Annotated in this window: 21 protein-coding genes and 1 pseudogene; 13 read left to right on the forward strand and 9 right to left on the reverse strand. The window is 64.0% G+C overall.

Annotation, left to right across the window (positions count from 1 at the left end; all coding sequences use genetic code 11):
- Together AC2FNA_RS12945 and AC2FNA_RS12950 are read right to left on the reverse strand one after the other, a co-directional pair.
- Positions 1-286 (reverse strand): annotated as a pseudogene (locus AC2FNA_RS12945) (hypothetical protein); the annotation flags it as partial.
- Entirely contained in the window at positions 286-999 is a 714-nt protein-coding gene (locus AC2FNA_RS12950; protein WP_496827135.1) for a uroporphyrinogen-III synthase, read from the reverse strand. The gene AC2FNA_RS12950 and the pseudogene AC2FNA_RS12945, both read right to left, overlap by 1 nt.
- A 98-nt stretch (positions 1,000-1,097) precedes the next feature.
- Between AC2FNA_RS12950 and tsaD the strand changes: the two genes are divergently transcribed.
- The 5 genes from tsaD to AC2FNA_RS12975 are packed head-to-tail and all read left to right on the forward strand — an operon-like array spanning position 1,098 to position 4,285.
- The gene (gene tsaD, locus AC2FNA_RS12955) at positions 1,098-2,195 is read left to right on the forward strand and encodes a tRNA (adenosine(37)-N6)-threonylcarbamoyltransferase complex transferase subunit TsaD (protein WP_496827137.1); all 1,098 of its coding nucleotides are present in this window, start codon (positions 1,098-1,100) and stop codon (positions 2,193-2,195) included.
- Entirely contained in the window at positions 2,192-3,154 is a 963-nt protein-coding gene (locus AC2FNA_RS12960) for an NAD(P)H-dependent glycerol-3-phosphate dehydrogenase (RefSeq protein ID WP_496827139.1), read from the forward strand. The genes tsaD and AC2FNA_RS12960 overlap by 4 nt, the downstream gene beginning before the upstream one ends.
- Position 3,155: 1 nt before the next feature.
- Entirely contained in the window at positions 3,156-3,425 is a 270-nt protein-coding gene (locus AC2FNA_RS12965) for a YciI family protein (RefSeq protein WP_234145378.1), read from the forward strand.
- Positions 3,425-3,847 (forward strand): EVE domain-containing protein, encoded by a 423-nt coding sequence (locus AC2FNA_RS12970; RefSeq protein ID WP_496827141.1) that lies wholly within the window; start codon positions 3,425-3,427, stop codon positions 3,845-3,847. The genes AC2FNA_RS12965 and AC2FNA_RS12970 overlap by 1 nt, the downstream gene beginning before the upstream one ends.
- Before the next feature lie 42 nt (positions 3,848-3,889).
- Positions 3,890-4,285: a DUF1761 domain-containing protein gene (locus tag AC2FNA_RS12975; protein WP_496827143.1), complete on the forward strand. Its 396-nt coding sequence runs from the start codon at positions 3,890-3,892 to the stop codon at positions 4,283-4,285.
- Positions 4,286-4,530: 245 nt separating this feature from the next.
- Here the strand turns inward: AC2FNA_RS12975 and AC2FNA_RS12980 are convergent, their stop codons facing one another.
- The 4 genes from AC2FNA_RS12980 to AC2FNA_RS12995 all read right to left on the reverse strand — a co-directional run bounded on the left by AC2FNA_RS12980 (position 4,531) and on the right by AC2FNA_RS12995 (position 7,529).
- Entirely contained in the window at positions 4,531-4,872 is a 342-nt protein-coding gene (locus AC2FNA_RS12980; RefSeq protein WP_234145376.1) for a DUF2853 family protein, read from the reverse strand.
- 180 nt (positions 4,873-5,052) lie between these two features.
- Positions 5,053-5,556, reverse strand: a complete 504-nt coding sequence (locus AC2FNA_RS12985) for a DUF922 domain-containing protein (protein WP_496827145.1) — start codon at positions 5,554-5,556, stop codon at positions 5,053-5,055.
- 173 nt (positions 5,557-5,729) lie between these two features.
- Positions 5,730-7,118 carry an adenosylhomocysteinase gene (gene ahcY, locus AC2FNA_RS12990; RefSeq protein ID WP_496827147.1) on the reverse strand — a complete coding sequence of 463 codons (1,389 nt, stop codon included), beginning with the start codon at positions 7,116-7,118 and terminating at the stop codon, positions 5,730-5,732.
- Positions 7,119-7,214: 96 nt separating this feature from the next.
- Positions 7,215-7,529 carry a hypothetical protein gene (locus AC2FNA_RS12995; RefSeq protein ID WP_496827149.1) on the reverse strand — a complete coding sequence of 105 codons (315 nt, stop codon included), beginning with the start codon at positions 7,527-7,529 and terminating at the stop codon, positions 7,215-7,217.
- 207 nt (positions 7,530-7,736) lie between these two features.
- Here AC2FNA_RS12995 and AC2FNA_RS13000 point away from each other — a divergent pair, with 207 nt between their 5' ends.
- Positions 7,737-8,330 carry an HD domain-containing protein gene (locus AC2FNA_RS13000; protein ID WP_496827150.1) on the forward strand — a complete coding sequence of 198 codons (594 nt, stop codon included), beginning with the start codon at positions 7,737-7,739 and terminating at the stop codon, positions 8,328-8,330.
- Here AC2FNA_RS13000 and AC2FNA_RS13005 read toward each other — a convergent pair.
- From AC2FNA_RS13005 to AC2FNA_RS13015, 3 genes are all read right to left on the reverse strand, one after another.
- Positions 8,303-9,529 (reverse strand): glycosyltransferase family 61 protein, encoded by a 1,227-nt coding sequence (locus tag AC2FNA_RS13005; RefSeq protein WP_496827152.1) that lies wholly within the window; start codon positions 9,527-9,529, stop codon positions 8,303-8,305. The two genes, AC2FNA_RS13000 and AC2FNA_RS13005, sit on opposite strands and share 28 nt — an antisense overlap.
- 10 nt (positions 9,530-9,539) lie before the next feature.
- On the reverse strand, positions 9,540-10,094 hold the full coding sequence (locus tag AC2FNA_RS13010; protein ID WP_234139263.1) for an ActR/PrrA/RegA family redox response regulator transcription factor: 555 nt from the start codon (positions 10,092-10,094) through the stop codon (positions 9,540-9,542).
- An 86-nt stretch (positions 10,095-10,180) separates the two neighbouring features.
- Positions 10,181-10,801: an SCO family protein gene (locus tag AC2FNA_RS13015; RefSeq protein WP_496827154.1), complete on the reverse strand. Its 621-nt coding sequence runs from the start codon at positions 10,799-10,801 to the stop codon at positions 10,181-10,183.
- Between the two features lie 87 nt (positions 10,802-10,888).
- Here AC2FNA_RS13015 and regB point away from each other — a divergent pair, with 87 nt between their 5' ends.
- The 7 genes from regB to addA all read left to right on the forward strand — a co-directional run bounded on the left by regB (position 10,889) and on the right by addA (position 22,332).
- Positions 10,889-12,286, forward strand: coding sequence for a sensor histidine kinase RegB (gene regB, locus AC2FNA_RS13020; RefSeq protein ID WP_496827156.1), 1,398 nt, complete (start codon positions 10,889-10,891; stop codon positions 12,284-12,286).
- Between the two features lie 67 nt (positions 12,287-12,353).
- Positions 12,354-13,856 carry a PAS-domain containing protein gene (locus tag AC2FNA_RS13025; protein ID WP_496827158.1) on the forward strand — a complete coding sequence of 501 codons (1,503 nt, stop codon included), beginning with the start codon at positions 12,354-12,356 and terminating at the stop codon, positions 13,854-13,856.
- A 42-nt stretch (positions 13,857-13,898) separates the two neighbouring features.
- Entirely contained in the window at positions 13,899-14,372 is a 474-nt protein-coding gene (gene tsaE, locus AC2FNA_RS13030) for a tRNA (adenosine(37)-N6)-threonylcarbamoyltransferase complex ATPase subunit type 1 TsaE (RefSeq protein WP_496827161.1), read from the forward strand.
- Positions 14,369-15,376, forward strand: coding sequence for an aminoglycoside phosphotransferase family protein (locus tag AC2FNA_RS13035; protein WP_496827162.1), 1,008 nt, complete (start codon positions 14,369-14,371; stop codon positions 15,374-15,376). The genes tsaE and AC2FNA_RS13035 overlap by 4 nt, the downstream gene beginning before the upstream one ends.
- The gene (locus AC2FNA_RS13040; RefSeq protein WP_496827164.1) at positions 15,373-16,059 is read left to right on the forward strand and encodes a nucleotidyltransferase family protein; all 687 of its coding nucleotides are present in this window, start codon (positions 15,373-15,375) and stop codon (positions 16,057-16,059) included. The genes AC2FNA_RS13035 and AC2FNA_RS13040 overlap by 4 nt, the downstream gene beginning before the upstream one ends.
- Positions 16,052-18,979, forward strand: a complete 2,928-nt coding sequence (gene addB, locus AC2FNA_RS13045) for a double-strand break repair protein AddB (protein WP_496827166.1) — start codon at positions 16,052-16,054, stop codon at positions 18,977-18,979. Before AC2FNA_RS13040 ends, addB begins: the two co-directional genes overlap by 8 nt.
- Positions 18,976-22,332, forward strand: a complete 3,357-nt coding sequence (addA, locus tag AC2FNA_RS13050; RefSeq protein WP_496827168.1) for a double-strand break repair helicase AddA — start codon at positions 18,976-18,978, stop codon at positions 22,330-22,332. The genes addB and addA overlap by 4 nt, the downstream gene beginning before the upstream one ends.
- Positions 22,333-22,383: the final 51 nt, after the last annotated feature.

The following is a 22,383-nucleotide window of genomic DNA, read 5'->3' on the forward strand; positions in this document are numbered from 1 at the left end:
CGGCTTCGGCTTCGGCTTCGGCTTCGGCTTCGGCTTCGGCTTCGGCTTCGGCTTCGGCTTCGGCTTCGGCTTCGGCTTCGGCTTCGGCTTCGGCTTCGGCTTCGGCTTCGGCTTCGGAAGGCGCCTCTGTCGCCGCCTTCGCCTCGTCAACCGTTGGTTCAGGCAACTCCTGTTTGGTCTCGGACATAGGGTCGGTGACGGTTTCCAGCTCTGGGTCTTTCTTCTCGGCCACCGCGCTGTCCCTTTCGAATCTGAAAATCTTCAAATACCGGATGCCGTTCGACACTAATGCGCGCCCGGACGCCCCTCAACCCGAATGGCACGGGTCACGGCAATTTCAATCGCGTCCCGCATGGCGTCGGCATCCGGAGTCTTGGCAACGATCAAATCGGAAAGCTTCATGTTTTCAAAAGGTTTTTTCACTGCTTTGCTCATCGCGACGACGCTGAGCGACGGCGTGCCGTTCAACAGCCCGGCAAATTGTCGCGCGGTCCGGGGTGAGAAAACCGGTGCAATAACGGGTTTGTCACCCGTCAGAACCCGTTGTGCCTCGTCGGAAAAGGGCAGCAAACGCTGGGCATAGATCACCTGTTCCTCGGTTCTGATCCCCATCCGGGTCAGGTTTGCCGCCACCTCACCGCGCCCATGTTCGCCCCGCAGATGCAAAAGCGGCGTATCCGGGCGCCGTGCCAGTATCCCCGCGATCAGCGCCTCGGCGCTCTCGCCCACCATGGTGGCGGACCAGCCTGCCTGCGCCGCCATCCGGGTGGTTGCGCGCCCGACGCAGAAACAGGGCAGCGACCGGTCGGCACTCAGCCGCGCGGCGATGCCGACCCCATTGGACGAGGTAAAGATCAGCCCTGCCGCCGGTCCGAAATCCAGCGTCTCGACAGTTGGTTCGATCCGCAGCAGAGGGGCATAGACCACGCTCAGCGTCTCCCGGATCTCGGGGCGCAACCCGGCGACAAACCGTTCCGAGGCGCCACGCGGGCGGGTCATCAGCAGATAGATCAGCGGCGCGCTCCTGCGTGGCGGGATTGTTTGCGGGTCGCGGGGGTGATACCCCGCTCGCCGAACATCATGCAACGGTGGGGCCGATGGCGCAAACCCTGACGATACTCGGGCTGGAAAGCAGTTGCGACGATACCGCCGCCGCGGTGGTGCGCCAGACCGAGGGGCAACCGGCCGAGATCCTGTCTTCGGTCGTGCATGGCCAGACCGACCTGCACAGCGCCTATGGTGGCGTGGTGCCCGAGATCGCCGCCCGCGCGCATGCCGAAAAGCTTGATATCTGCGTGCGCCAGGCGCTGGCCGAGGCTGGCGTTACCCTGGCCGATCTGGATGCGGTGGCGGTAACCGCCGGGCCGGGCCTGATCGGCGGGGTGATGTCCGGGGTGATGTGCGCCAAGGGGATCGCCGCCGCCACCGGCCTGCCGCTGATCGGGGTGAACCATCTGGCGGGCCACGCGCTGACCCCGCGCCTGACCGACCAGATCGCCTATCCCTATCTGATGCTGCTGGTGTCTGGCGGGCATTGCCAATACCTGATCGCCCACGGGCCCGAACAGTTCTCACGGCTTGGCGGGACCATCGACGACGCCCCGGGCGAGGCCTTTGACAAGACCGCGCGCCTGTTGGGCCTGCCCCAGCCGGGCGGTCCGTCGGTCGAGAGCGAGGCGCGGCAGGGTGATCCCAAGCGGTTCCGCTTTCCCCGGCCCTTGCTGGACCGGCCCGATTGCGACCTGTCCTTTTCGGGGTTGAAGACGGCGCTGATGCGGATGCGCGACCAGCTGGTCGGCGAACAGGGCGGGTTGACCCGGCAGGATCGCGCCGATCTGTGCGCCGGGTTTCAGGCCGCCGTGGTGGATACCCTGGCGGAAAAGACCCGACGCGCGCTGGCGCTTTATCTGGACGCGGCGCCGACGGAGCCGGTTGTCGCGGTTGCCGGCGGGGTGGCGGCAAACGCCGCCATCCGCGCGGCGCTGGAAACGGTCTGCGCCGAGGCGGGTGCCCGGTTCACCGCGCCGCCGCTGCATCTGTGCACCGACAATGCGGCGATGATCGCCTATGCCGGGCTGGAGCGGTTCCTCGGAGGCGCCCGCGACGGGCTGGACCTGACCGCGCGGCCGCGCTGGCCACTTGATCAAAGCAGCCCGGCGATGCTGGGCAGCGGCAAGAAGGGCGCCAAGGCATGAGTATCGCGGTTCTGGGATCAGGTGCATTCGGCACCGCTCTGGCAATATCGCTGGCGGGCAAGGGTCCGGTCACGCTGTGGTCACGATCCCCAGAACAGGCGCGACAGATGCAGCAGACCCGCGAGAACCACCAGCGCCTGCCCGGCCTGCCGCTACCCGAAGCGCTGAGCGTTACCGCCGATCTGAATCAGGCCACGCGATGCGACACGCTGCTTTTGGCGGTACCGATGCAGAAGTTGCGCGGCATGCTATCCGAGAACGCCACCGCACTGCGCGGGCGTGTTCTGGTTGCCTGCTGCAAGGGGATCGAACTGAATACCGGGCTCGGCCCATTGGCGGTGATGGCGCAAATCCTGCCAGACACCCGCACCGCGTTGCTGACCGGACCCAGCTTTGCCCAAGATATCGCGCGCGGCCTGCCGACGGCACTGACGCTGGCCTGTGCCGAAGCCGATCTTGGCCGTGATTTGCAGACGCAGCTGACCACCGCCAACCTGCGGCTCTATCGCACCACCGACACGATCGGGGCCGAACTTGGTGGCGCGCTTAAGAACGTGATCGCGATCGGCTGCGGCGCCTGCATCGGTGCCGGGATGGGCGACAGCGCCCGCGCCGCGCTGTTGACCCGTGGCTTTGCCGAGATGCAGAGGCTGGCGGCGCTGAAAGGCGCCCGCCCCGAGACCCTGATGGGCCTGTCTGGCCTTGGCGATCTGATGCTCACCTGCTCATCCGACCTGTCGCGCAACTATCGGTTCGGTCTGGCATTGGGCCGACAGGAACCGTTCGACCGCTCCACCACGGTCGAAGGTGTCGCCACCGCCCATGCGGTGGCACAACTGGCCCGCGATAACAGGATCGAGATGCCGATCAGCACAACGGTGGCGCAGCTGTCAAACGGTGATTACAGTGTCGCCGAAGCGATGCGTTCGCTGCTCAACCGACCGCTCAAGGAGGAATGACATGCTGGTTGCCCTGATCGCACGGGACAAGGACGGCGCCCTGCAAACCCGGCTCGACAATCGCGCAGCCCATCTTGCCTATATCGAGGAAACCGGCGTTGTCGCGCAGGCGGGCCCCTTGCTGGACGGTGACGCGATGATCGGCTCGCTGGTCATTCTTGATGTGGCCGATCTGGCCGCGGCCGAGAACTGGGCCGCCAATGACCCCTATGCCAAGGCGGGCCTGTTCCAATCGGTGCAACTGATCCCGTGGAAAAAGGTAATCGGCTGATGGCCTATTGGCTGTTCAAATCGGAACCCGAAACCTGGGGTTGGGACGATCAGGTCGCCAAGGGTGACGCGGGCGAGGAATGGGATGGCGTGCGCAACTATCAGGCGCGCAATTTCATGCGGGAAATGGCGCTGGGTGACCGGGGCTTTTTCTACCACTCGCAAAGCGACAAGGCGGTGGTGGGCATCGTCGAGGTCTGCGCCGAGGTGCACCCCGACAGCAAGGCGGATGACCCGCGCTGGGAATGCGTGGACATCAAGGCGGTGCGCCCCTTTCAGCAACCCGTGACGCTGGAGCAGATCAAGGCCGACACGCGCCTGTCCGAGATGGTTCTGGTGCGCAACTCGCGCCTGTCTGTGCAGCCGGTGACCGAGGCGGAATGGCGCGCAATCTGCGCGATGGGGCAGACAGATCCCGACTGATCATGCAATCTGGCCGCATCGCGGATACTCGATGAGGCAAGGATGGAACTGTTGAATGTTCTGGCGGCCGCGTTTGGCGCCTTTGCGCTGGGATCGGTCTGGTACATGGTTCTGGCGGAACCCTGGATGCAGGATGCCAAGGTGCCGCGCGACCCCGACGGCAAGCCCGAAGGCGGCATGACGCCGGGCATCTTTGCCGCCAGTTTTCTGCTGCAACTGATCGTAGCGGGAATGATGCGCCATGTCTTTGCCCTCTCGGGGATCGACAGCGCTGGGGCGGGGATCGTGGCCGGGATCGGCATCGGGCTATTCTTCATCGCACCCTGGATCGCGCTCAACAATCTCTATGGTATGCGCCCGCTGCGGCTGAGTCTGATCGACGGGGGTTATGCAACACTGGCCTGTGCGGTGATGGGCCTGATCCTGACGCTGTTCTAGAACCCGGATCCCGGGCTGCGGCACAACAAAAAAGGGGAAGGTTCCGACGGTTCAGAACCCTCCCCTACCCCCGCGTGCTCCCAACACACCACACGCGAATTCTGTACCGAGGTTCTGACCGTTCTGGTCATACAATACTTATACGCCCGATACCCCTTCCGGCGCAAAGGCAAAGCTTTGACAATATTCATTAAATGCGAAACGCCCGCCAATGCGGGCGCTTGCGTGTACAGCATGCCGTTGGCTCAGCCGTAGACGGATTCCTTGCCGAAATGCTTGGTCAGCATGTAATAGACGACGGCGCGATACTTGTTGCGCTCGGACTTGCCATAGGTGTCCACCACCTTGGCAATGGCGGCATCCAGCTCGGGCCCGTCGGCCAGACCCAGCTTCTTGATCAGGAAATTGTTCTTGACGGTTTCCAGCTCACCCGGCTGGCTCGACGCGACGGTAGAGGCATCGGCATCATAAATCGCCGGACCGCAGCCAATGGTAACCTTGGTCAGCAGGTCCATGTCGGGTTCCATCCCGCACTTGTTCTTCAGATCGTCTGCATATTGGGCGATCAGGTCGTCGCGTTTTCCCATCTCTTCACTCTCCCGAGTTTTTCTGTTTTCGGCCAGTCTATCCGGCACTGGCGAGAGCGTAGCGGCAGCCGGGTCGTGCACAAAGGGAAAACTTGGCCAGTTTTCCCTGTAAGTCGCCGTGATCGGCCTTGTCATCGCGTCAAGTCAGCCCCGAGGCGAGAGACAACGCGACGGGCCGCCTCACTTCAAGACCACGCCATCCTTCTTGCCGTGGTCGGTGCGCTTGTCGAGAACCTTGTCCTGATTGGACCATTTTCTGATGACGGCGTCACCGTCAGCGCATTTGGTCTGTTCAATTTCCTGCGCTGCCTGAACACCATGCGCGCCGTGCAACTCCTCGTGTTTCTTCAGAGCCGCGACAAAGGATATCCAGCTTTTGCGCAGCTCCGGATCCAGCTTGGCCTCGTTCTTATGCTTGGGCATCGTATAGGTGATACTGACTGACAGGTCGCAACTGCCGGACCATTTCACATACCAGTCCGTATAGGCCCAGAACCCGTTGGGTCCCCGCGCATCCATCTCCGGGATCAGGTCCTGCGCTGTGGTGGCATTCACCGTATAGGTCTTGTTCACAACGGTTACCTTGGGTTTCGCCTCGGCCATCACCGCACCGAATGAGAGCCCCAACACCGCCACACACAGCGATTTGACCAAGACGCGGATCGAAAGAAACTTCATACGCATATCACATTCCTAGAGGTGCATGCCGCCTGAGGGCTCGGCACAGTTGCATGAGATAAGCGGACTGGGGATTAACGCGTCAAGCTTTGTCGGATCAAACGATCGGTATGAAAAGGCCGCCCCGATCATGTCAGGGCGGCCAGTCAGAACGGTTGGGCATCGGCTGGCGCCGACACTCAATAGCGGTAGTGTTCCGGCTTGAACGGGCCTTCGGGCTTGACCCCGATATAGCTGGCCTGATCGGGGCTCAGCTGGGTCAGCTTGACACCGATCCGGGCCAGGTGCAGGCGGGCCACTTTCTCGTCCAGGTGCTTGGGCAGGATATAGACCTTGTTCTCGTACTGATCGCCCTTGGTGAACAGTTCGATCTGCGCAAGAACCTGGTTGGTGAACGAGGCCGACATCACGAACGAAGGGTGGCCGGTGGCGTTGCCCAGGTTCAGCAGACGACCCTCGGAAAGCAGGATGATCTTGTTGCCCGAGGGCATTTCGATCATGTCCACCTGCTCCTTGATGTTGGTCCATTTGTGGTTCTTCAGCGCGGCGACCTGAATCTCGTTGTCGAAATGGCCGATGTTGCCGACAATGGCCATGTTCTTCATCTCGCGCATATGCTCGATGCGGATCACGTCCTTGTTGCCGGTGGTGGTGATGAAGATGTCGGCGCTGGCGACTTCGTCTTCCAGCGTGGTCACCTCGAACCCGTCCATGGCGGCTTGAAGGGCGCAGATCGGGTCGACCTCGGTCACCTTCACGCGCGCACCGGCGCCGCGCAGAGACGCGGCCGAGCCCTTGCCCACATCGCCGTACCCGCAAACCACGGCGACCTTGCCGGCCATCATGGTGTCGGTGGCGCGGCGGATACCGTCGACCAGCGATTCCTTGCAGCCATATTTGTTGTCGAATTTCGACTTGGTCACGCTGTCGTTCACGTTGATCGCCGGGAACGGTAGGTGGCCGTCCTTGACCAGCTGGTACAGACGGTTGACGCCGGTGGTGGTTTCCTCGGACACGCCCTGAATCTGATCACGCATCTTGGTGAACCAGCCCGGCGAGGCGGCCATGCGCTTCTTGATCTGGGCCTTGATCACGATTTCCTCTTCCGAGGACGGAACCGGGATGATGTCCTCACCCGCCTCGGCGCGAGCGCCGAGCAGGATGTAAAGCGTCGCGTCGCCGCCATCATCCAGGATCATGTTGGGGCCGTCCTCGAACAGGAAGGATTTGTCGAGGTAGTCCCAATGCTCTTCCAGCGTCTGGCCCTTGATCGCAAAGACGGGGATGCCTGCCGCCGCAATCGCTGCCGCCGCGTGGTCCTGGGTCGAGAAGATGTTGCACGAAGCCCAGCGCACATCGGCGCCCAGCGCCACCAGCGTCTCGATCAGAACAGCGGTCTGGATGGTCATATGCAGCGAACCGACGATCCGCGCGCCCTTGAGCGGCTGCGCCTCGCCATATTCCTCGCGCAGGGCCATCAGGCCCGGCATCTCGGTTTCGGCAATATCCAGTTCCTTGCGGCCAAACCCGGCCAGCGAAATGTCCTTGACGATATAATCCCCGGCCATCTGTCACTCCATTCCGGCAAATTCGGTCGCCAGAGGCCCTATCACCCCTGCCTTCGGCTGGCAACGAGGATCAGGGGGAATGATAGCGGCTGTGGCTCAGCTGGGGATATCGGGCACCGGCGGGGTGTCCGGGGTCTGGAAATAGTCGGTGCCCGCAGCGACGATGCAACTGATGCCAGTGGCCCGGGTCAGCAGCACGGTAAAGGTGCCGGTCTCGGCCGAAGCCCAAAGCTCGATCACCGAAGCGCCATCAGACAGGGGCTGCAAGCCACCGGCAGCAAGACGTTCAGAGTATTTCTGCTGCAACCGGTCGACGATCGCCGCGCGCGCAGCACAGGATTGCGCGGTGGCCGTCCCGGCGGACAGGATCAGGCCAAAGCCGGCCAATGCTCCCAACAGAGGCTTGATCATCGCAAGCTCCTTTCGCATAGAGGAACGGATCTGTTGGGGGACGTGCCGGGAGGAGATAACACGCCCCCCGCTCTTCGATAGACCGATCAAGCCGCCGGGCCGCGAACGCGACACCTGATCATTGGGCTGGCAGCATGTGATCGGAACAGGGATCAGGCTGCGCCCGGAATGTGGCAAAAACATGGCACGCAAAGGGGACGTGGCACAATGGCAACACAACCCAGAGCCTGGCAAAGGATGCTGTCGGGGCGGCGGCTGGATCTGCTGGACCCGACTCCGGTCGATATCGAGATCGAGGATATCGCCCATGGGCTAGCCTTTGTCGCACGCTGGAACGGGCAAACACGAGGGGAATTTGCCTACTCCGTGGCTGAACACTCGCTGCTGGTCGAGGATATCTTTGCCCGCATCGTGCCCGGTGCAGGTGCGAAGTGGCGACTGGCAGCGCTGCTGCACGACGCGCCTGAATATGTGATCGGCGACATGATCTCTCCGGTCAAGGCGGCGGTCGGGGCCGATTACGGGCTGCTTGACGCACGGCTGACAGCGGCAATCCATATCCGGTTCGGCCTGCCTGCCGTGCTGCCGGTGCAGATCAAGAAACAGATCAAGCGCGCCGACCGGGTCAGCGCCTGGTTGGAGGCCACACGGATCGCCGGGTTTACCGAGGCCGAGGCGAACAAGTTCTTTGGCCGACAGCGGCCAGAACTCATGCAGGGGCTGGATATCCGTCTGCGGCCACCGCTGGAAACACGCACCGCCTTTACCGCCCGCTACGAGGCCTTGATTTCCGCAGTCTGATCCGCCCCATCCTCGTGCGCGGCGCGCCGCGCACGCCGCTCCTGCCGCATGATACGGCGACGGCGTTTCCGGTATTCTTCGCTCTCGACAAAATCACCGGCCTGATCCAGACCCTTGTCTCGGAACATCTGGGCGCGCTCTTCATCGGTTGCGCGCGGCCAGTCCATGTCCGGGCGCACAAACCCGCCCATTGCCAGACCGCGCCCGATCACCGCGTGATCCAGCTCGCCAAAGGAAAGCCGGTTCGATCTGCCGCCCTCCCCCCGCACCCATTCGGTATAGAGCGCATCAATCACCAGCGGGTCGCATTCACAGAAATGGGCGACGTTCTTGGCCAACAGGTTGGCGGCCCCGGCCTTGCGACGCAGGATCATCGCCACTTTCTGATCGGGTCGTCCGACCATGGCATAGAGATGCAGCGCCGAACCGTCGGCGGCGATCACATGGGTTGCGGCCTTGTAACGGGCCAACTGGGTTTCGAGGTTGTATTTCTCGGGGTGAAAGACGTCGTAACCTTCGGCCCGAAGCAGATCCTCCAACCGCTCTTCTCCCAGCATGCCACCCTTGCCGAGGCCCAATGCAGAGCGTGAGATATATAACTTGCTGGGTCCGTCCGGGTCTACCGATTTGCCGAACCCGGCATGGATCGCGTCGCGGAATTTCTGCGTGCCCTGCGTGATCGGACCCAGGCCAAAGCCCTGCCCGGGCACGATCAGTTCCTCGACACGGGTTGGCGCAGTGGCTACATGAATCGGCAGGCCGGGGCGCATCAGGTCGATGAAATCGCGCTGATATCCACGGATCTGGTCGCCGACGCGCGGGCGTTTCGGAATGAACAACACCCCGTCGATTGGCCCTTCGACATGATTCAACGCCCAGAGCCGCGCGGTGCTTTCCACCAGGAAGTGGCCGAAATGCGCCCATAGCACTCCGCCCCAAAGCCAGCGGCCGGACAGGGTTTCCGGCACATCGTCCGGCAACGGCGGCTCGGTTGTCAGCGGGCGATAGCGGCGCCACAAGGCACCTTGCGGACAGTAACGGCCATCGCTGTAAAGCACGCCTGCCTCTTGGGTGAAATCGCTGACCGTTGGAGGGACGACAATGGCGTCGTTCAGTGTGGTCAGCCCCTCGGACCAGCCGCCATCGGGCTGTGGCTGCGTCGCCGGATCATTGGGGTCGAGTTCAGGCGCGTGCGCCATAACGAACCTCTCAGCGCGGGCTTCTCTTGGCCAGAATCCTTTGCAGGGTCCGACGGTGCATATTTAGCCGGCGCGCGGTTTCGCTAACGTTACGATCACAGAGCTCATAGACGCGCTGAATATGTTCCCACCGCACCCGGTCCGCGCTCATCGGGTTTTCGGGCGGCGGAGGTAATTCGTCGCCGGTGGCCAGCAAAGCGTTGGTGATGTCGGTGGCATCGGCAGGTTTCGACAGATAGTCGGTGGCCCCGATCTTGACCGCCGCGACCGCAGTGGCGATGGCACCGTAACCGGTCAGGACCACGACCCGGCAGTCGGGCCGCTTTTCGCGCAACACTTCGACCACATCCAGACCGTTACCATCCTCGAGCCGCAGATCGACCACCGCATAGGCTGGTGGCCGGGCGGTGGCAATGGCGCGCCCGGCGGCAACCGAACCGGCGGTCTCGATCTCGAAGCCGCGTTTTTCCATCGCCTTGGCCAACCGGCGCAGAAACGGCTCGTCGTCATCGACCAGCAACAGCGACTTGTCGGGTCCGATATCGGGCTGGGGGGCGTCGACCATGCTCATTCTTTCCGCTGTTTTTCGTGTTTTTGCCTAAGGGCGAGTATTAACAGCGACTGCGGCAAGGTCAAACGCCTCTGTCGTGATCACATGGCATCCAGAAAACATCCGATCCGGTCGGCCATCTGTTCTGCCGTCTCGTCGCGGCGGAAAAACTCGACAAAGCCATGCTCGGGCAGCACGAGGTAAGAGAAGGTCGAATGATCGACCAGGTAGTACTCGTCGCTCTTGTCCTGTGCCCGGTAATAGGTCTTGTACGCCTGACTTGCGGCCTTGACCTGTTCGGGCGATCCGGTCAGGCCGATCATGCGCTCGTGCAGGTTGGCTGCGAAATCGCCAACCACCTCGGGGGTGTCCCGGTCGGGGTCGATCGAGATAAAGATCGGGGTCACCATCTGGCCCCGGCCTTCCAGAAGGTCCACGGCATCGGCATTGCGCGAGGTATCCAGGGGGCAGACATCGGGGCAGAACGTATAGCCGAAATAGAGCAACGAAGGCTCTGTGATCACATCTTTGTCTGTGACGGTCTCGCCCTTGGCATTGACCAGTTCAAACGGGCCACCGATGGTCTCGGCCCCACCCGCGATCTGCCCCGCGCGACATTGGGCGAACCGGTCGTCCCCATCGCCGCCTCGGGTTGCGATCCAGGTGGCGCCCAGTGCAGTGGCAGCGAGCACCGCGGAGAGAAAGGCATAGAGTCGGGTCATTTTCGGCCTCAAGGTCAGAGATGTTGATCGTCTCGGCCCGGACACCTATCAAGATAGCCAGCCGTTGCAACTGGACATAGGCGCGCGATGCCGGACTCCAATATCAACCTCGTGCTCGGACAAGAGCGCAGCAGCTGGATCCGTCTGCGCACGATGATCCTGCTCCGGTGGGTGGCCATTGCCGGGCAGGTCGCCGCGATTCTGGTCGCACAGCACAGCTATCACCTGCAACTGAACCTGGGCCTGTGCTATCTGGCCATCGGTATTTCAGCCGTCGGCAATCTGCTGGCGATCTTTCTTTTCCCTGAAAACAAGCGCTTGGGAGAGTTCGAGAACTTTCTGATGGTGCTGTTCGACCTGTTGCAGCTGGGGTTCCTGCTGTATTTGACCGGCGGGTTGCACAATCCGTTCGCGCTGCTTCTGGTCGGGCCGGTGATCATCTCGGCCAATGTCATGGGCCTGCGCTCGACCCTGTTCATCGGCACCACCGCCATCGTTCTGGTCACGCTGCTGGGCCTCTATCACGTTCCGTTGAGAACCGAGATGGGCTTTGTCCTGCGCATTCCGGATGTGTTCGTCTTTGGCCATTGGACAGCGATCATAATCGCGATCATCTTTCTCGGAGCCTATTCCTACCGGATCAGCTCCGAGGTGCAATCGATGTCCGAGGCGTTGGCCGCGACTCAGATGGCGCTGTCGCGAGAACAGAAGCTGACCGATCTGGGTGGCGTGGTGGCCGCCGCCGCACATGAGCTGGGCACGCCGCTGGCGACGATCAAACTGGCCAGTTCCGAGCTGGTCGAAGAGCTGGATGACCGCCCCGACCTGCGCGAGGATGCGGCGCTCATCCGCGAGCAGGCGGATCGCTGCCGCGATATCCTGCGTGACATGGGCCGGGCGGGAAAGGACGATCTGCATCTGCGCCAGGCTCCGCTGTCTACCGTGATCCACGAGGCCGCCGAACCGCATGTGCACCGCGGCAAAACCGTGCATTTCGACGAAGGTCCGGGTGAGGGCGGCGACCTGCAACAGCCGTCGATCCTGCGTAAGCCCGAGGTCATCCACGGGCTGCGCAACCTGATCCAGAACGCGGTCGATTTCGCGCGCGCCAATGTCTGGGTCGAGGCGGAATGGACAGCCGAGACGATCACGGTTTCAATCATGGACGACGGTCGCGGCTATCCCGGCCACATGATCGGGCGGATCGGCGATCCTTTCGTGCGCCGTCGCCGTGCCGAGATCGACCGCCGCACCCGGCCGGAATACGAAGGCATGGGCCTGGGTCTGTTCATTGCCAAGACGCTGCTGGAACGTAGCGGAGCCGAGTTGAGCTTTGCCAACGGTTCGGATCCCTACCAGACGCTTACCGATCAGTCCGAACGCCGTGGTGCAATCGTTCTGGTCGTGTGGCCCCGGTCGCAGATCGACGCTCAGACCGGCGAGAATCCTGTCCCGCTAGGGTTGAATGAGCAGTTTCAAGTTTAGTTAAACTTGTGTTAACCTCTGACCCTCAGGATCGATCCATTCGGACGAGACAAGGCGGGTTGCGAATATGGCGGATTGGCTGGCTCTGGCGGCAATTACCCTGTTGTCTGCGGGCCTGACAGGACGGTTCCTGATTGCCTCGATGCGCGAGGGCAAACCAGTAGGACGGGTTTTCGAACCGGGCGGCGGGCAAGGGCATGTGTTTCTATTTGAAGGCACCGACCTGATCGGTGCCTCACATCAGGGCACCGACAGAGGTATTCATGACTGGCACGTCCTGCGCGACAGGCTTGCTGACGAATTCCCCGGATTCCCATCGGATCCCGAGCATGTGGAACAGCAAGGAGAATTGGTCGTCACCGCGATCGATGGACGGGCTGACCGCGATGTCTATTGCGAATGGATCGACGGCATCGTTCGGGTCGAACTGCGCAGGCATTGCCACACACAAGACGGTAAACGGCAGAACCCCGATACCGATCCGCTGCGACTTGCTATGGATCAGGCGCCCTATCCGGTCTGGTATCTGGGCGGGGATGGCGGCATCCGATGGTGTAACGCCGCCTATGTGGTTCTCGCCCGAAAGGTGCGAGGGCGCTCGCCAGAACTGTTCGACCCGCTGTTTCCCGACGTCTCGGACATAGGCGCGCCGGGCAAGAAAACCCGGATTTCCATCGCGACCGGCGATACCGGCACCAAACTATGGTTCGACGTCGTGATCGTCCCGCAGGACGAAGGCTGTCTCTGCTACGCGATGGACATCAACGCGGTCGTCGATGCCGAAGTCGCCCAGCGCAATTTCGTGCAGACCCTTGCCAAGACCTTTGCCCAACTGTCCATCGGGCTGGCGATATTTGACCGCAACCGGCAACTGGCACTGTTCAATCCCGCCCTGATCGACCTGACCTGTTTGCCTGCCGATTTCCTCAGCAGCCGGCCGGAGGTCTCGAGCTTCTTTGACCGGCTGCGCAACCTCAATATGATGCCCGAGCCCAAGAATTACGGCGGCTGGCGCCAGCAGATGAACGACCTGCTGCACGCGGCATCGAGCGGCAATTATCAGGAAACCTGGTCGCTGCCCTCCGGCTCGGTCTATTCGGTCAGCGGGCGGCCCCATCCCGACGGCGCGGTGGCCTTCCTGTTCGAGGATATTACCGCAGAGATCACCCTGACTCGCCGGTTTCGATCAGAGCTGGAATTGGGGCAGGCAGTGCTGGACCATCTGGATGCGGCGATTGCGGTGTTCGCCGCCGACGGGTCGCTGGCCTTTTCCAACGCCGCCTATCACCGGTTGTGGAAATCCGATCCCGATCTCAGCTTTGCACAGGTGACGATCGTGGATGCGACCCGAACCTGGCAGGACCTTTGCGCCGCGACGCCGCTTTGGGGTGATATCCGAGACTTTGTCGAAAGCCGCGAAAACCGGGCCGAATGGGGGGGGCGCGTGCAATTGCGCAGCGGCGCGCATCTGATCTGCACCGTCAGTCCGATCCAGAACGGCTCTACCCTGGTATCCTTTTCGTCGCCCGCAGAGACAGCCGCGCGCGGCCCCGCCCACGCCGGGGGGTGATACCGCCTTGCAGCCGGAATGCACCGCAGTCATTGTGGCGCCATGACCGCTTCGCCCCTGATCCTGCACCCTGACAGCCCCGATGAAACCGCCCGTCTGGCGGTGGTTCTCGGTGCCGCTTTGGCGCCAGGCGATTGCCTTCTGCTGTCGGGCGAGATCGGCAGCGGCAAGACCCATTTCGCCCGTCACCTGATCCAGTCCCTGCTGCCTTTTGCCGAAGATATCCCCTCGCCCACCTTCACGTTGGTACAGGTCTATGACAGCACCCGGGGCGAGATCTGGCACAGCGATCTCTACCGCCTGACCGGACTGGAAGAGATCGAGGAACTGGGCCTGTCAGAGGCCTTCTCGGAAGCGATCACGCTGGTTGAATGGCCAGACCGGCTGGGCCCTCTGACACCGGATCATGCCCTGCATCTGCATTTCGAAACCGACCCTCAGGTCGAGTTGAAACGCCGCCTGACCCTGTCTTGGACCGATCCAAAATGGACCACGCGCATCGAGGCGTTGAAATGAGTGACCGAAGCGCGCTTGCCACCGCTTTCCTGGCCGAAACCGACTGGGCCGGCGCCTCGCGCGCACCTCTGGCCGGCGATGCCTCGGCTCGCAGCTATGAGCGGTTGACCAACCCGGAAACCGGCCAGACCGCCGTTCTGATGGATGCACCGCCCGCGCAGGGCGAAACGGTGCATCGCTTTGTGGAGGTGGCGCGGCACCTGCGCGCCCAGGGCCTCAGCGCGCCGGAGATCCTGGCTGAGGATCCAGCGCAGGGGTTTTTACTGATCGAGGATCTGGGCGACGACCTCTTTACCCGTGTCATCGCCCGCGACCCGTCGCAAGAAGTGCCGCTTTACGAGGCAGCGACCGATCTGCTGGTGGCGCTGCGTGACATGCCGCTCATGGCCGGACTGGACAGCTATGGCCCGGCACCGCTGGCCGAAAAGACCGATATCGCATTTGATCACTATGTGAGCGGGATCACAGGCACTGACACCACCGAGATGCGGGATCGGTTCATCGACCGGTTCGGTGGCGTCCTGCACCGGACGATCCAGGGACCCAAAGTGCTGATCCTGCGGGACTATCACGCCGAGAATCTGCTCTGGCTGCCGGATCGCGCCGGGATGGCCCGGGTCGGGCTGCTCGATTTCCAAGACGCGGTCGTGGGCCACCCGGCCTATGATCTGGTCAGCCTCTTGCAGGACATCCGCCGAGATGTGCCGGCCCGGATCGAAATGCGCATGATCGACCGGTTCATAGCCGAGACCGGTGCGGACGACCACGAATTCCGCACTGCCTATGCGGTGCTGGGCGTGCAGCGGAACCTGCGCATTCTGGGCGTCTTTGCCCGGCTGTCGCGCGAGATGGGCAAGACCCGGTACCTGGCGCTGATGGCGGCAGTCTGGCGTCACGTGATGCGCGATCTGGAGCATCCGGCCATGGCGGGTATCGCGGACATGCTGCGCCAAACGCTACCACCACCCTCTCCTGAAAATCTGGCCCGACTGCACCCGAGATGACACCATCCGACCTGCCCGTAATGCTGTTTGCCGCCGGGTTCGGCACCCGTATGGGCGACCTGACCCGTGCCCGCCCGAAACCCCTGATCGAGGTGGCGGGTCGCCCTCTGATAGATCACACACTGGATCTGGCCCGCGCAGTTTCCCCGCCCCGGATCGTGGCGAACCTGCACTACCTGGCCCCGATGCTGGCGGCGCACCTGGCCCCACTGGGTGTGCTGATGTCCGAGGAGCAGCCCGATATCCTCGATACCGGCGGCGGGTTGCGGCAAGCCTTGCCGATGCTTGGGGCCGAAACGGTGTTTACAAGCAATACCGATGCGATTTGGTCGGGGCCGAATCCGTTTGCCCTGCTGGCCGAAGCATGGGATCCAGCGCGTATGGACGCGCTGTTGATGTGCGTAGCGGTTGACAAGGCCATCGGTCATTCCGGGACTGGCGATTTCAGCCGTGACGCACAGGGACGGATCGAACGCGGGCCGGGGCTGGTCTATGGCGGGGTGCAGATCGTCAAGACCGGCGGGTTGGACAGCTTTGACTTGCCTGCCTTTTCGCTGAACCTTCTGTGGAACAGGATCGGGGCGTCGGAGCGGCTCTTTGCGCTGGAATACCCAGGGCGCTGGTGCGATGTGGGCCATCCCGGCGGGATCACCCTGGCCGAGGAGATGCTGCGCGATGTTTGACCCCAGCCCGCACCCCCGTGTCTTTGCCCTGCCACCCGGCGTCGATTTCCCGCGGGCGCTGGTGCAGGGGCTGCGCCAGCGCGCTGCCGGGCAGGCGCCGCATGTTCTGGCGCGGGCGCAGGTGGTGGTCAACACCCACCGGATGGAGCGGCGCATCCGTGCGCTGTTCGATGCCGGGCCGGCGGCGCTGTTGCCCGGGGTGTCGCTGGTCACCGAGCTGACGGCGCTGGGCGCGGTCACCCATCTGCCGCCCGCCATACCGCCGCTTCGGCGGCGGCTGGAACTGGTGCAGCTGATCACGCGCCTTTTGGACCAGCAGCCCGATCTGGCAGCGCGGGCCTCGATTTTCGACCTTTCCGACAGCCTGGCCTCTCTGATCGACGAGATGCAGGGCGAAGACGTCACACCCGCTGCCATTCGGGCGCTGGATGTCAGCGACCAGTCTGGCCACTGGGCACGCGCGCAGCAATTCATCGCCATAGCCGAGCGCTATTTGCGCAGCGGTGACGACGAACTGGATGTGCAGGCCCGGCAAAGGCGCGTGGTCGAGGCGTTGGTCTCTGAATGGGCGCAGCGCCCACCCGCGCATCCGGTGATCCTGGCGGGCTCGACCGGATCGCGCGGCACAACCATGCTGCTGATGGAGGCGGTGGCCCGCCTGCCGCAGGGCGCCGTGGTGCTGCCGGGTTATGACTTTGATCAGCCGGAGCGGGTCTGGGACGGGCTCGAGGACGCGCTGACCACCGAGGATCATCCCCAGTTTCGCTTTGCCCGGCTGATGGCGCGGCTGAACCTGACGCCGGATCAGATCGCACCCTGGTCGGATGACATCGCCCCCTGCCCCGCCCGCAACAGGCTGATCTCGCTGGCGCTTCGCCCCGCACCGGTGACCGACGCCTGGATGAGCGAGGGGCCGCAGCTGGAGGGCATCGACACCGCCACCCGCGAGATCACCCTGATCGAGGCGGCGAGCCCGCGGGACGAGGCGCAGGCCATCGCCCTACGCCTGCGCCAAGCGGCCGAGGATGGGCAAAGCGCGGCGCTGATCACCCCTGACCGGATGCTGACGCGGCAGGTCAGCGCCGCGCTTGACCGCTGGAACATCCTGCCCGATGACAGCGCCGGCCTGCCGCTGCACCTGTCACCTCCGGGCCGGTTCCTGCGTCATGTGGCGGCGCTGTTCTCATCCCGGCTGGATGGCGAGGCACTGCTGACCCTGCTGAAACACCCGCTGTGTCATACCGGAGGGGGCCGCAACGAACACCTGCTCCACACCCGCGATCTGGAGCTGGATCTGCGCCGCAACGGACCGCCCTTTCCCGGTGCCGAAGACCTCGCCGCTTTCACCACGCGCCGCGAGGTGCCCGAAGGCTGGACCCACTGGGTCGCCCGCTGTTTCTGCGACCAGCATGTCACCCGCGCCCTGCCGCTGTCCGAATGGGTCGACCGCCTGCGCCAACTGGCCGAGGCGCTGTCGGCAGGCGCCGAGGGCGGCACCGGCAGCCTCTGGGAACAGAAGGCCGGGCAAGAGGCGCTGGCCATCGTCACCGCTCTGGCCGACGAGGCCCCGCATGGCGGCGAGTTGGATGCCCGCGATTTCGCCGATCTGCTGGGGGGGCTGTTGTCCACGGGCGAGGTGCGCGACCGCGATGCGCCCTATCCCGGCATCATGATCTGGGGCACGCTCGAGGCGCGGGTGATGGGGGCCGAGCTGCTGATCCTGGGCGGGCTGAACGAAGGCAGCTGGCCCGAGTCCCCTGCCCCCGACCCCTGGCTGAACCGTCGCATGCGCCACGATGCGGGCCTGTTGCCGCCGGAACGTCGCATCGGACTGTCGGCGCATGATTTCCAGCAGGCCATCGGCGCGCCCGAGGTCTGGCTGACTCGCGCCAAACGCTCGGATGATGCCGAAACCGTACCCTCGCGCTGGCTGAACCGGCTGACCAACCTGTTGCAGGGCCTGCCCGATCAGGGCGGCGCCGCGGCGCTGTCCGAGATGCGGGCGCGTGGCCGCCGCTGGCTATCCATGGCCGAGGCGCTGGAGGAGGCCCCGCGCAGCGCCCCGGCCCCGCGCCCTTCGCCCCGGCCCCCGTTGGCCGCGCGGCCCCGGCAATTGTCGGTGACCGAGATCAAGAAACTGATCCGCGATCCTTACGCGATCTATGCCCGGCATGTGCTGCGGCTGAAACCGCTGGACCCGCTGGTGCAGGCGCCCGACGCGCTGTTGAGGGGGATCGTGATCCACGAGATCCTGGAGAGTTTCGTGCGCGACAGCGTGCTGGACATGGCACTGCTCAACCGCGACACCTTCCTGAAACGCGCGGCCACGATGCTGGAGGAGCTGGTTGCCTGGCCCACGGCGCGGGCGCTGTGGTTGGCGCGGCTCGACCGGGTGGCCGATGCCTTCCTGTTGTCCGAAGAGGCCCGACGCACCGATGCAGGCCCGATCGCCTTCGAGGCGCGGATGCGCAAACAGCTCGACGGGCTGGATTTCACCCTGACCGGGCGGGCCGACCGGATCGACCGCACCGAACGCGGCTCTCTGTGCCTTTACGACTACAAGACAGGAGCACCACCCAGCGAAAAGCAGCAGGCGAAATTCGACCGGCAGCTGTTGATCGAGGCCGCACTGGCCGAAGAGGGCGGGTTCGAAGGGATCGACCCGGCCCCGGTGGCGCGCGCGGTCTTTATCGGCATGGGCGGCAGTTACAAAGAGGTGCCAGCCCCGCTCGACGCCGAGCCCCCGGCCAAGGTTTGGGCTGAGCTGCACCAGCTGATTGGCGCCTATTTCGAGCCAGATCAAGGTTTTACCGCGCGCCGGATGCTGCACAAGGACAGCGATGCAGGCGATTACGATCATCTGGCCCGGTTCGGCGAATGGGACCGCAGCGCCACACCCGAAGCCGAGGATCTGACATGAGCGCCCGCAACGCAGCAACAGAACGACAGGTACAGGCCGCGCGGCCCGACGCCTCGACCTGGCTGGCGGCAAATGCCGGGTCGGGCAAGACCAAGGTGCTGACCGACCGGGTGGCGCGGCTGTTGCTCAGCGATGTGCAGCCTCAGCACATACTGTGCCTGACCTATACCAAGGCAGCGGCCAGCGAGATGCAGAACCGCCTGTTCAAACGTTTGGGCGAATGGGCGATGCTGGCGGATGCGCCGCTCAGGGCGCAACTGTCCGATCTTGGGGTGCCGGGGGCGATCGACAATGCGCGACTGGCCCATGCCCGCACCCTGTTCGCCCGCGCCATCGAAACGCCTGGTGGGCTCAAGATCCAGACCATCCACTCGTTCTGTGCCACGCTCTTGCGCCGGTTCCCGCTTGAAGCGGGGGTCAGCCCGCAATTCTCGGAAATGGAGGACCGCGCCGCCGCCCTGCTGCGCGAAGAGATCGTCGAGGATCTGGCCGCCGGTCCGCAGGCTGCGCTGATTTCGGATCTGGCCCGCCATATCACCGATACCGATTTCGCCAGCCTGACCGCCGCCATCTGCCAGCAACGCGCGGCCTTTGCCCACCCGCTGGACTGGGCCGGGCTGCTGACCCTGTTCGATCTGCCCGAGGGGTTCGATACCCAAGGGCTGCTGGCCTCGGTTTTTCTGGGGGGCGAGGTCGAGCTGATCCGCTCCCTCCTGCCCACACTGATGGGAAGCGGTTCCAATGACCAAAAGGCCGCCGCGCGGCTTGCTGCCTTTACCCGGCCGACACTTGACGGTCTGATCGTGTTGGAACAGGTGCTGCTGACCGGTGCCAGCGCGAAATCGCCGTTCTCGGCCAAGATCGACGGCTTTCCCACCAAGGGTCTGCGCCAAGGCGCGCTGGCCGGACAGATGCCGCAACTCGAAGCACTGATGTTGCGGGTCGAGGCAGCGCGCGACCAGCGCCTTGCGCTGGCTGCCGCTGAGAAATCGCTGGCGTTGCACCGGTTCGCAGCCGTGTTCCTGCCGGAATATGCCCGGCGCAAGCAGCTGCGCGGCTGGCTCGACTTTGACGACCTGATCCTGAAGGCGCGGCAATTGCTGACCGATCTGAGCGTCGCGGCCTGGGTGCTTTACCGGCTCGACGGCGGCATCGATCATATCCTGGTGGACGAGGCGCAGGATACCAGCCCCGAACAATGGGACGTGATCGAAAAGCTGGCGCAGGAATTCACCAGCGGCGAAGGCGCGCGCTCGGGTGTCGAGCGCACCATTTTTGTTGTCGGTGACAAGAAACAGTCGATCTATTCCTTCCAGGGCGCCGACCCGGACGCGTTTGACCGCATGCAGGCCGAATTCGGGCGTAAGCTGCGCGATTCAGGCTCTAACCTGGAAGATTTGACGCTTGAATTCTCGTTCCGCTCGTCCAGCGCGATCCTTGGACTGGTCGATCTGGTGTTCCGGGACCGGGCACAGGCCGGGTTCCGCAAAGAGGCATTGCACCGCGCCTTCAAGTCCGACCTGCCCGGGCGGGTCGATCTTTGGCCGCTGATCGACAAGGTCGAGGAAGAGGAAGACGGCGACTGGACCGACCCGGTGGACCGGCCCGGCGCGCGCCATCACACAGTGATCCTGGCCGAACGGGTCGCCGGGCAGATCCGCGAGATGATCGACCGGGGCGAAACCATCCCGATTGATGGCGCAACACCCGGTATGTTCGCGCGGCGACGGGTGCGGCCCGGGGATTTCCTGATCCTGGTTCAGCGCCGATCCGATCTGTTTGCCGAGATGATCCGCGCCTGCAAGGCGGCGGGCCTTCCCATCGCGGGGGCCGACCGGCTCAAGGTCGGGGCCGAACTGGCGGTCAAGGATCTTGCCGCCCTGCTCAACTTTCTGGCCACGCCCGAGGATGATCTGTCGCTGGCCACGGTGCTGAAATCGCCGCTGTTCGGGTGGAGCGAACAGCAACTCTTCGATCTGGCACATCGCCGGACGGACCGCTACCTGTGGGCGGCGCTCAGGGCGCGCCGGGCCGAGTTTCCCGAGACGCTCGAGATGCTCGACGACCTGCGCGGGCAGACCGACTTTCTGCGCCCCTATGACCTGATCGAGCGGATCCTGACCCGGCATGACGGGCGCCGCAAGCTGCTGGGCCGATTGGGCGCCGAGGCCGAGGACGGGATCAACGCCCTGCTCAGCCAGGCGCTGGCCTATGAACGCTCGGACATTCCCAGCCTGACCGGGTTCCTGGTCTGGATGCAGACTGACGATCTGGAGATCAAGCGCCAGATGACCGGGGTGGGCGACATGATCCGGGTGATGACGGTACATGGCTCCAAGGGGCTGGAGGCGCCCATCGTGATCCTGCCCGACACTGCCCAGCGCCGCGCGCCACGCGATGCCGAGATCATGTTGGCCGAGGGTACACCACTGTGGCGGGTCTCGCGCGACAGCTCTCCGGCGCTGCTCTCGACCGCGCGGGAGGCGGCGCAGACGCGCGAGATGAACGAGCGGTTGCGGCTGTTGTATGTGGCCCTGACTCGGGCGGAAAAGTGGTTGATCGTGGCGGCGGCGGGTGATCTGGGCAGCGATGGCAACAGCTGGTACCAGGCGGTTTCGGACGCTATGGTCGAGGCCGGGGCGACCGGGGTCGCGGGCGATATCCTGAGGCTGGAGCATGGCGACTGGACCGGGCCACCATTGGTCGAGGAGAGCTCTGCGCCCGACATGACGGTCACAGTGCCCGATTGGGTGGCCCGCCCTGCGCCCGATCCCGTATCCGCATCCAAAACCATTGCGCCCTCGGAACTGGGCGGCGCCAAGGCCCTGCCGGGAGAAGCCGGTCTGGACGAAGAAGCCGCCAAAGCGCGCGGCAGCGGGCTGCACCTGTTGCTGGAACATCTGCCCGGAACCGAACCGGCGACTTGGACCGATCACGCCTTGCGCCTGTTGCCAGGCCTTGATGCCCCCTTGCGCGAAGATTTGCTGAACGAGGCACGCGGCGTTCTCAGCGCCCCGGCGCTGGCCGAGATCTTTGCCCCCGGTACCCTGGCCGAGGTGCCGATTACGGCGCCGCTGGGGGCAAGGCGCTTGCACGGAGTGATCGACCGGTTGCTGATCGGTGATAGTGAAATCGGCGTCGTCGACTTCAAAAGCAACGCGGTGGTGCCAGACGGGCCCGAAGCCTGCCCCGAAGGGCTGTTGCGGCAGATGGGCGCCTATGCGCATGCGCTGGAACAGGTCTATCCCGGCCGCACCATCCGCACCGGCATCCTTTGGACTCGCACCGCACAGATCATGTGGCTGCCTCACGATCTTGTGGCCGCTGCCCTGGGTCGCATCCAGATATCTTGACCTCCCCCCATCGGGAACCTACCTTTCCGGCCCAAGCGCATCCCTTTTTGG

Source organism: Ruegeria sp. YKSD163, assembly GCF_059612905.1.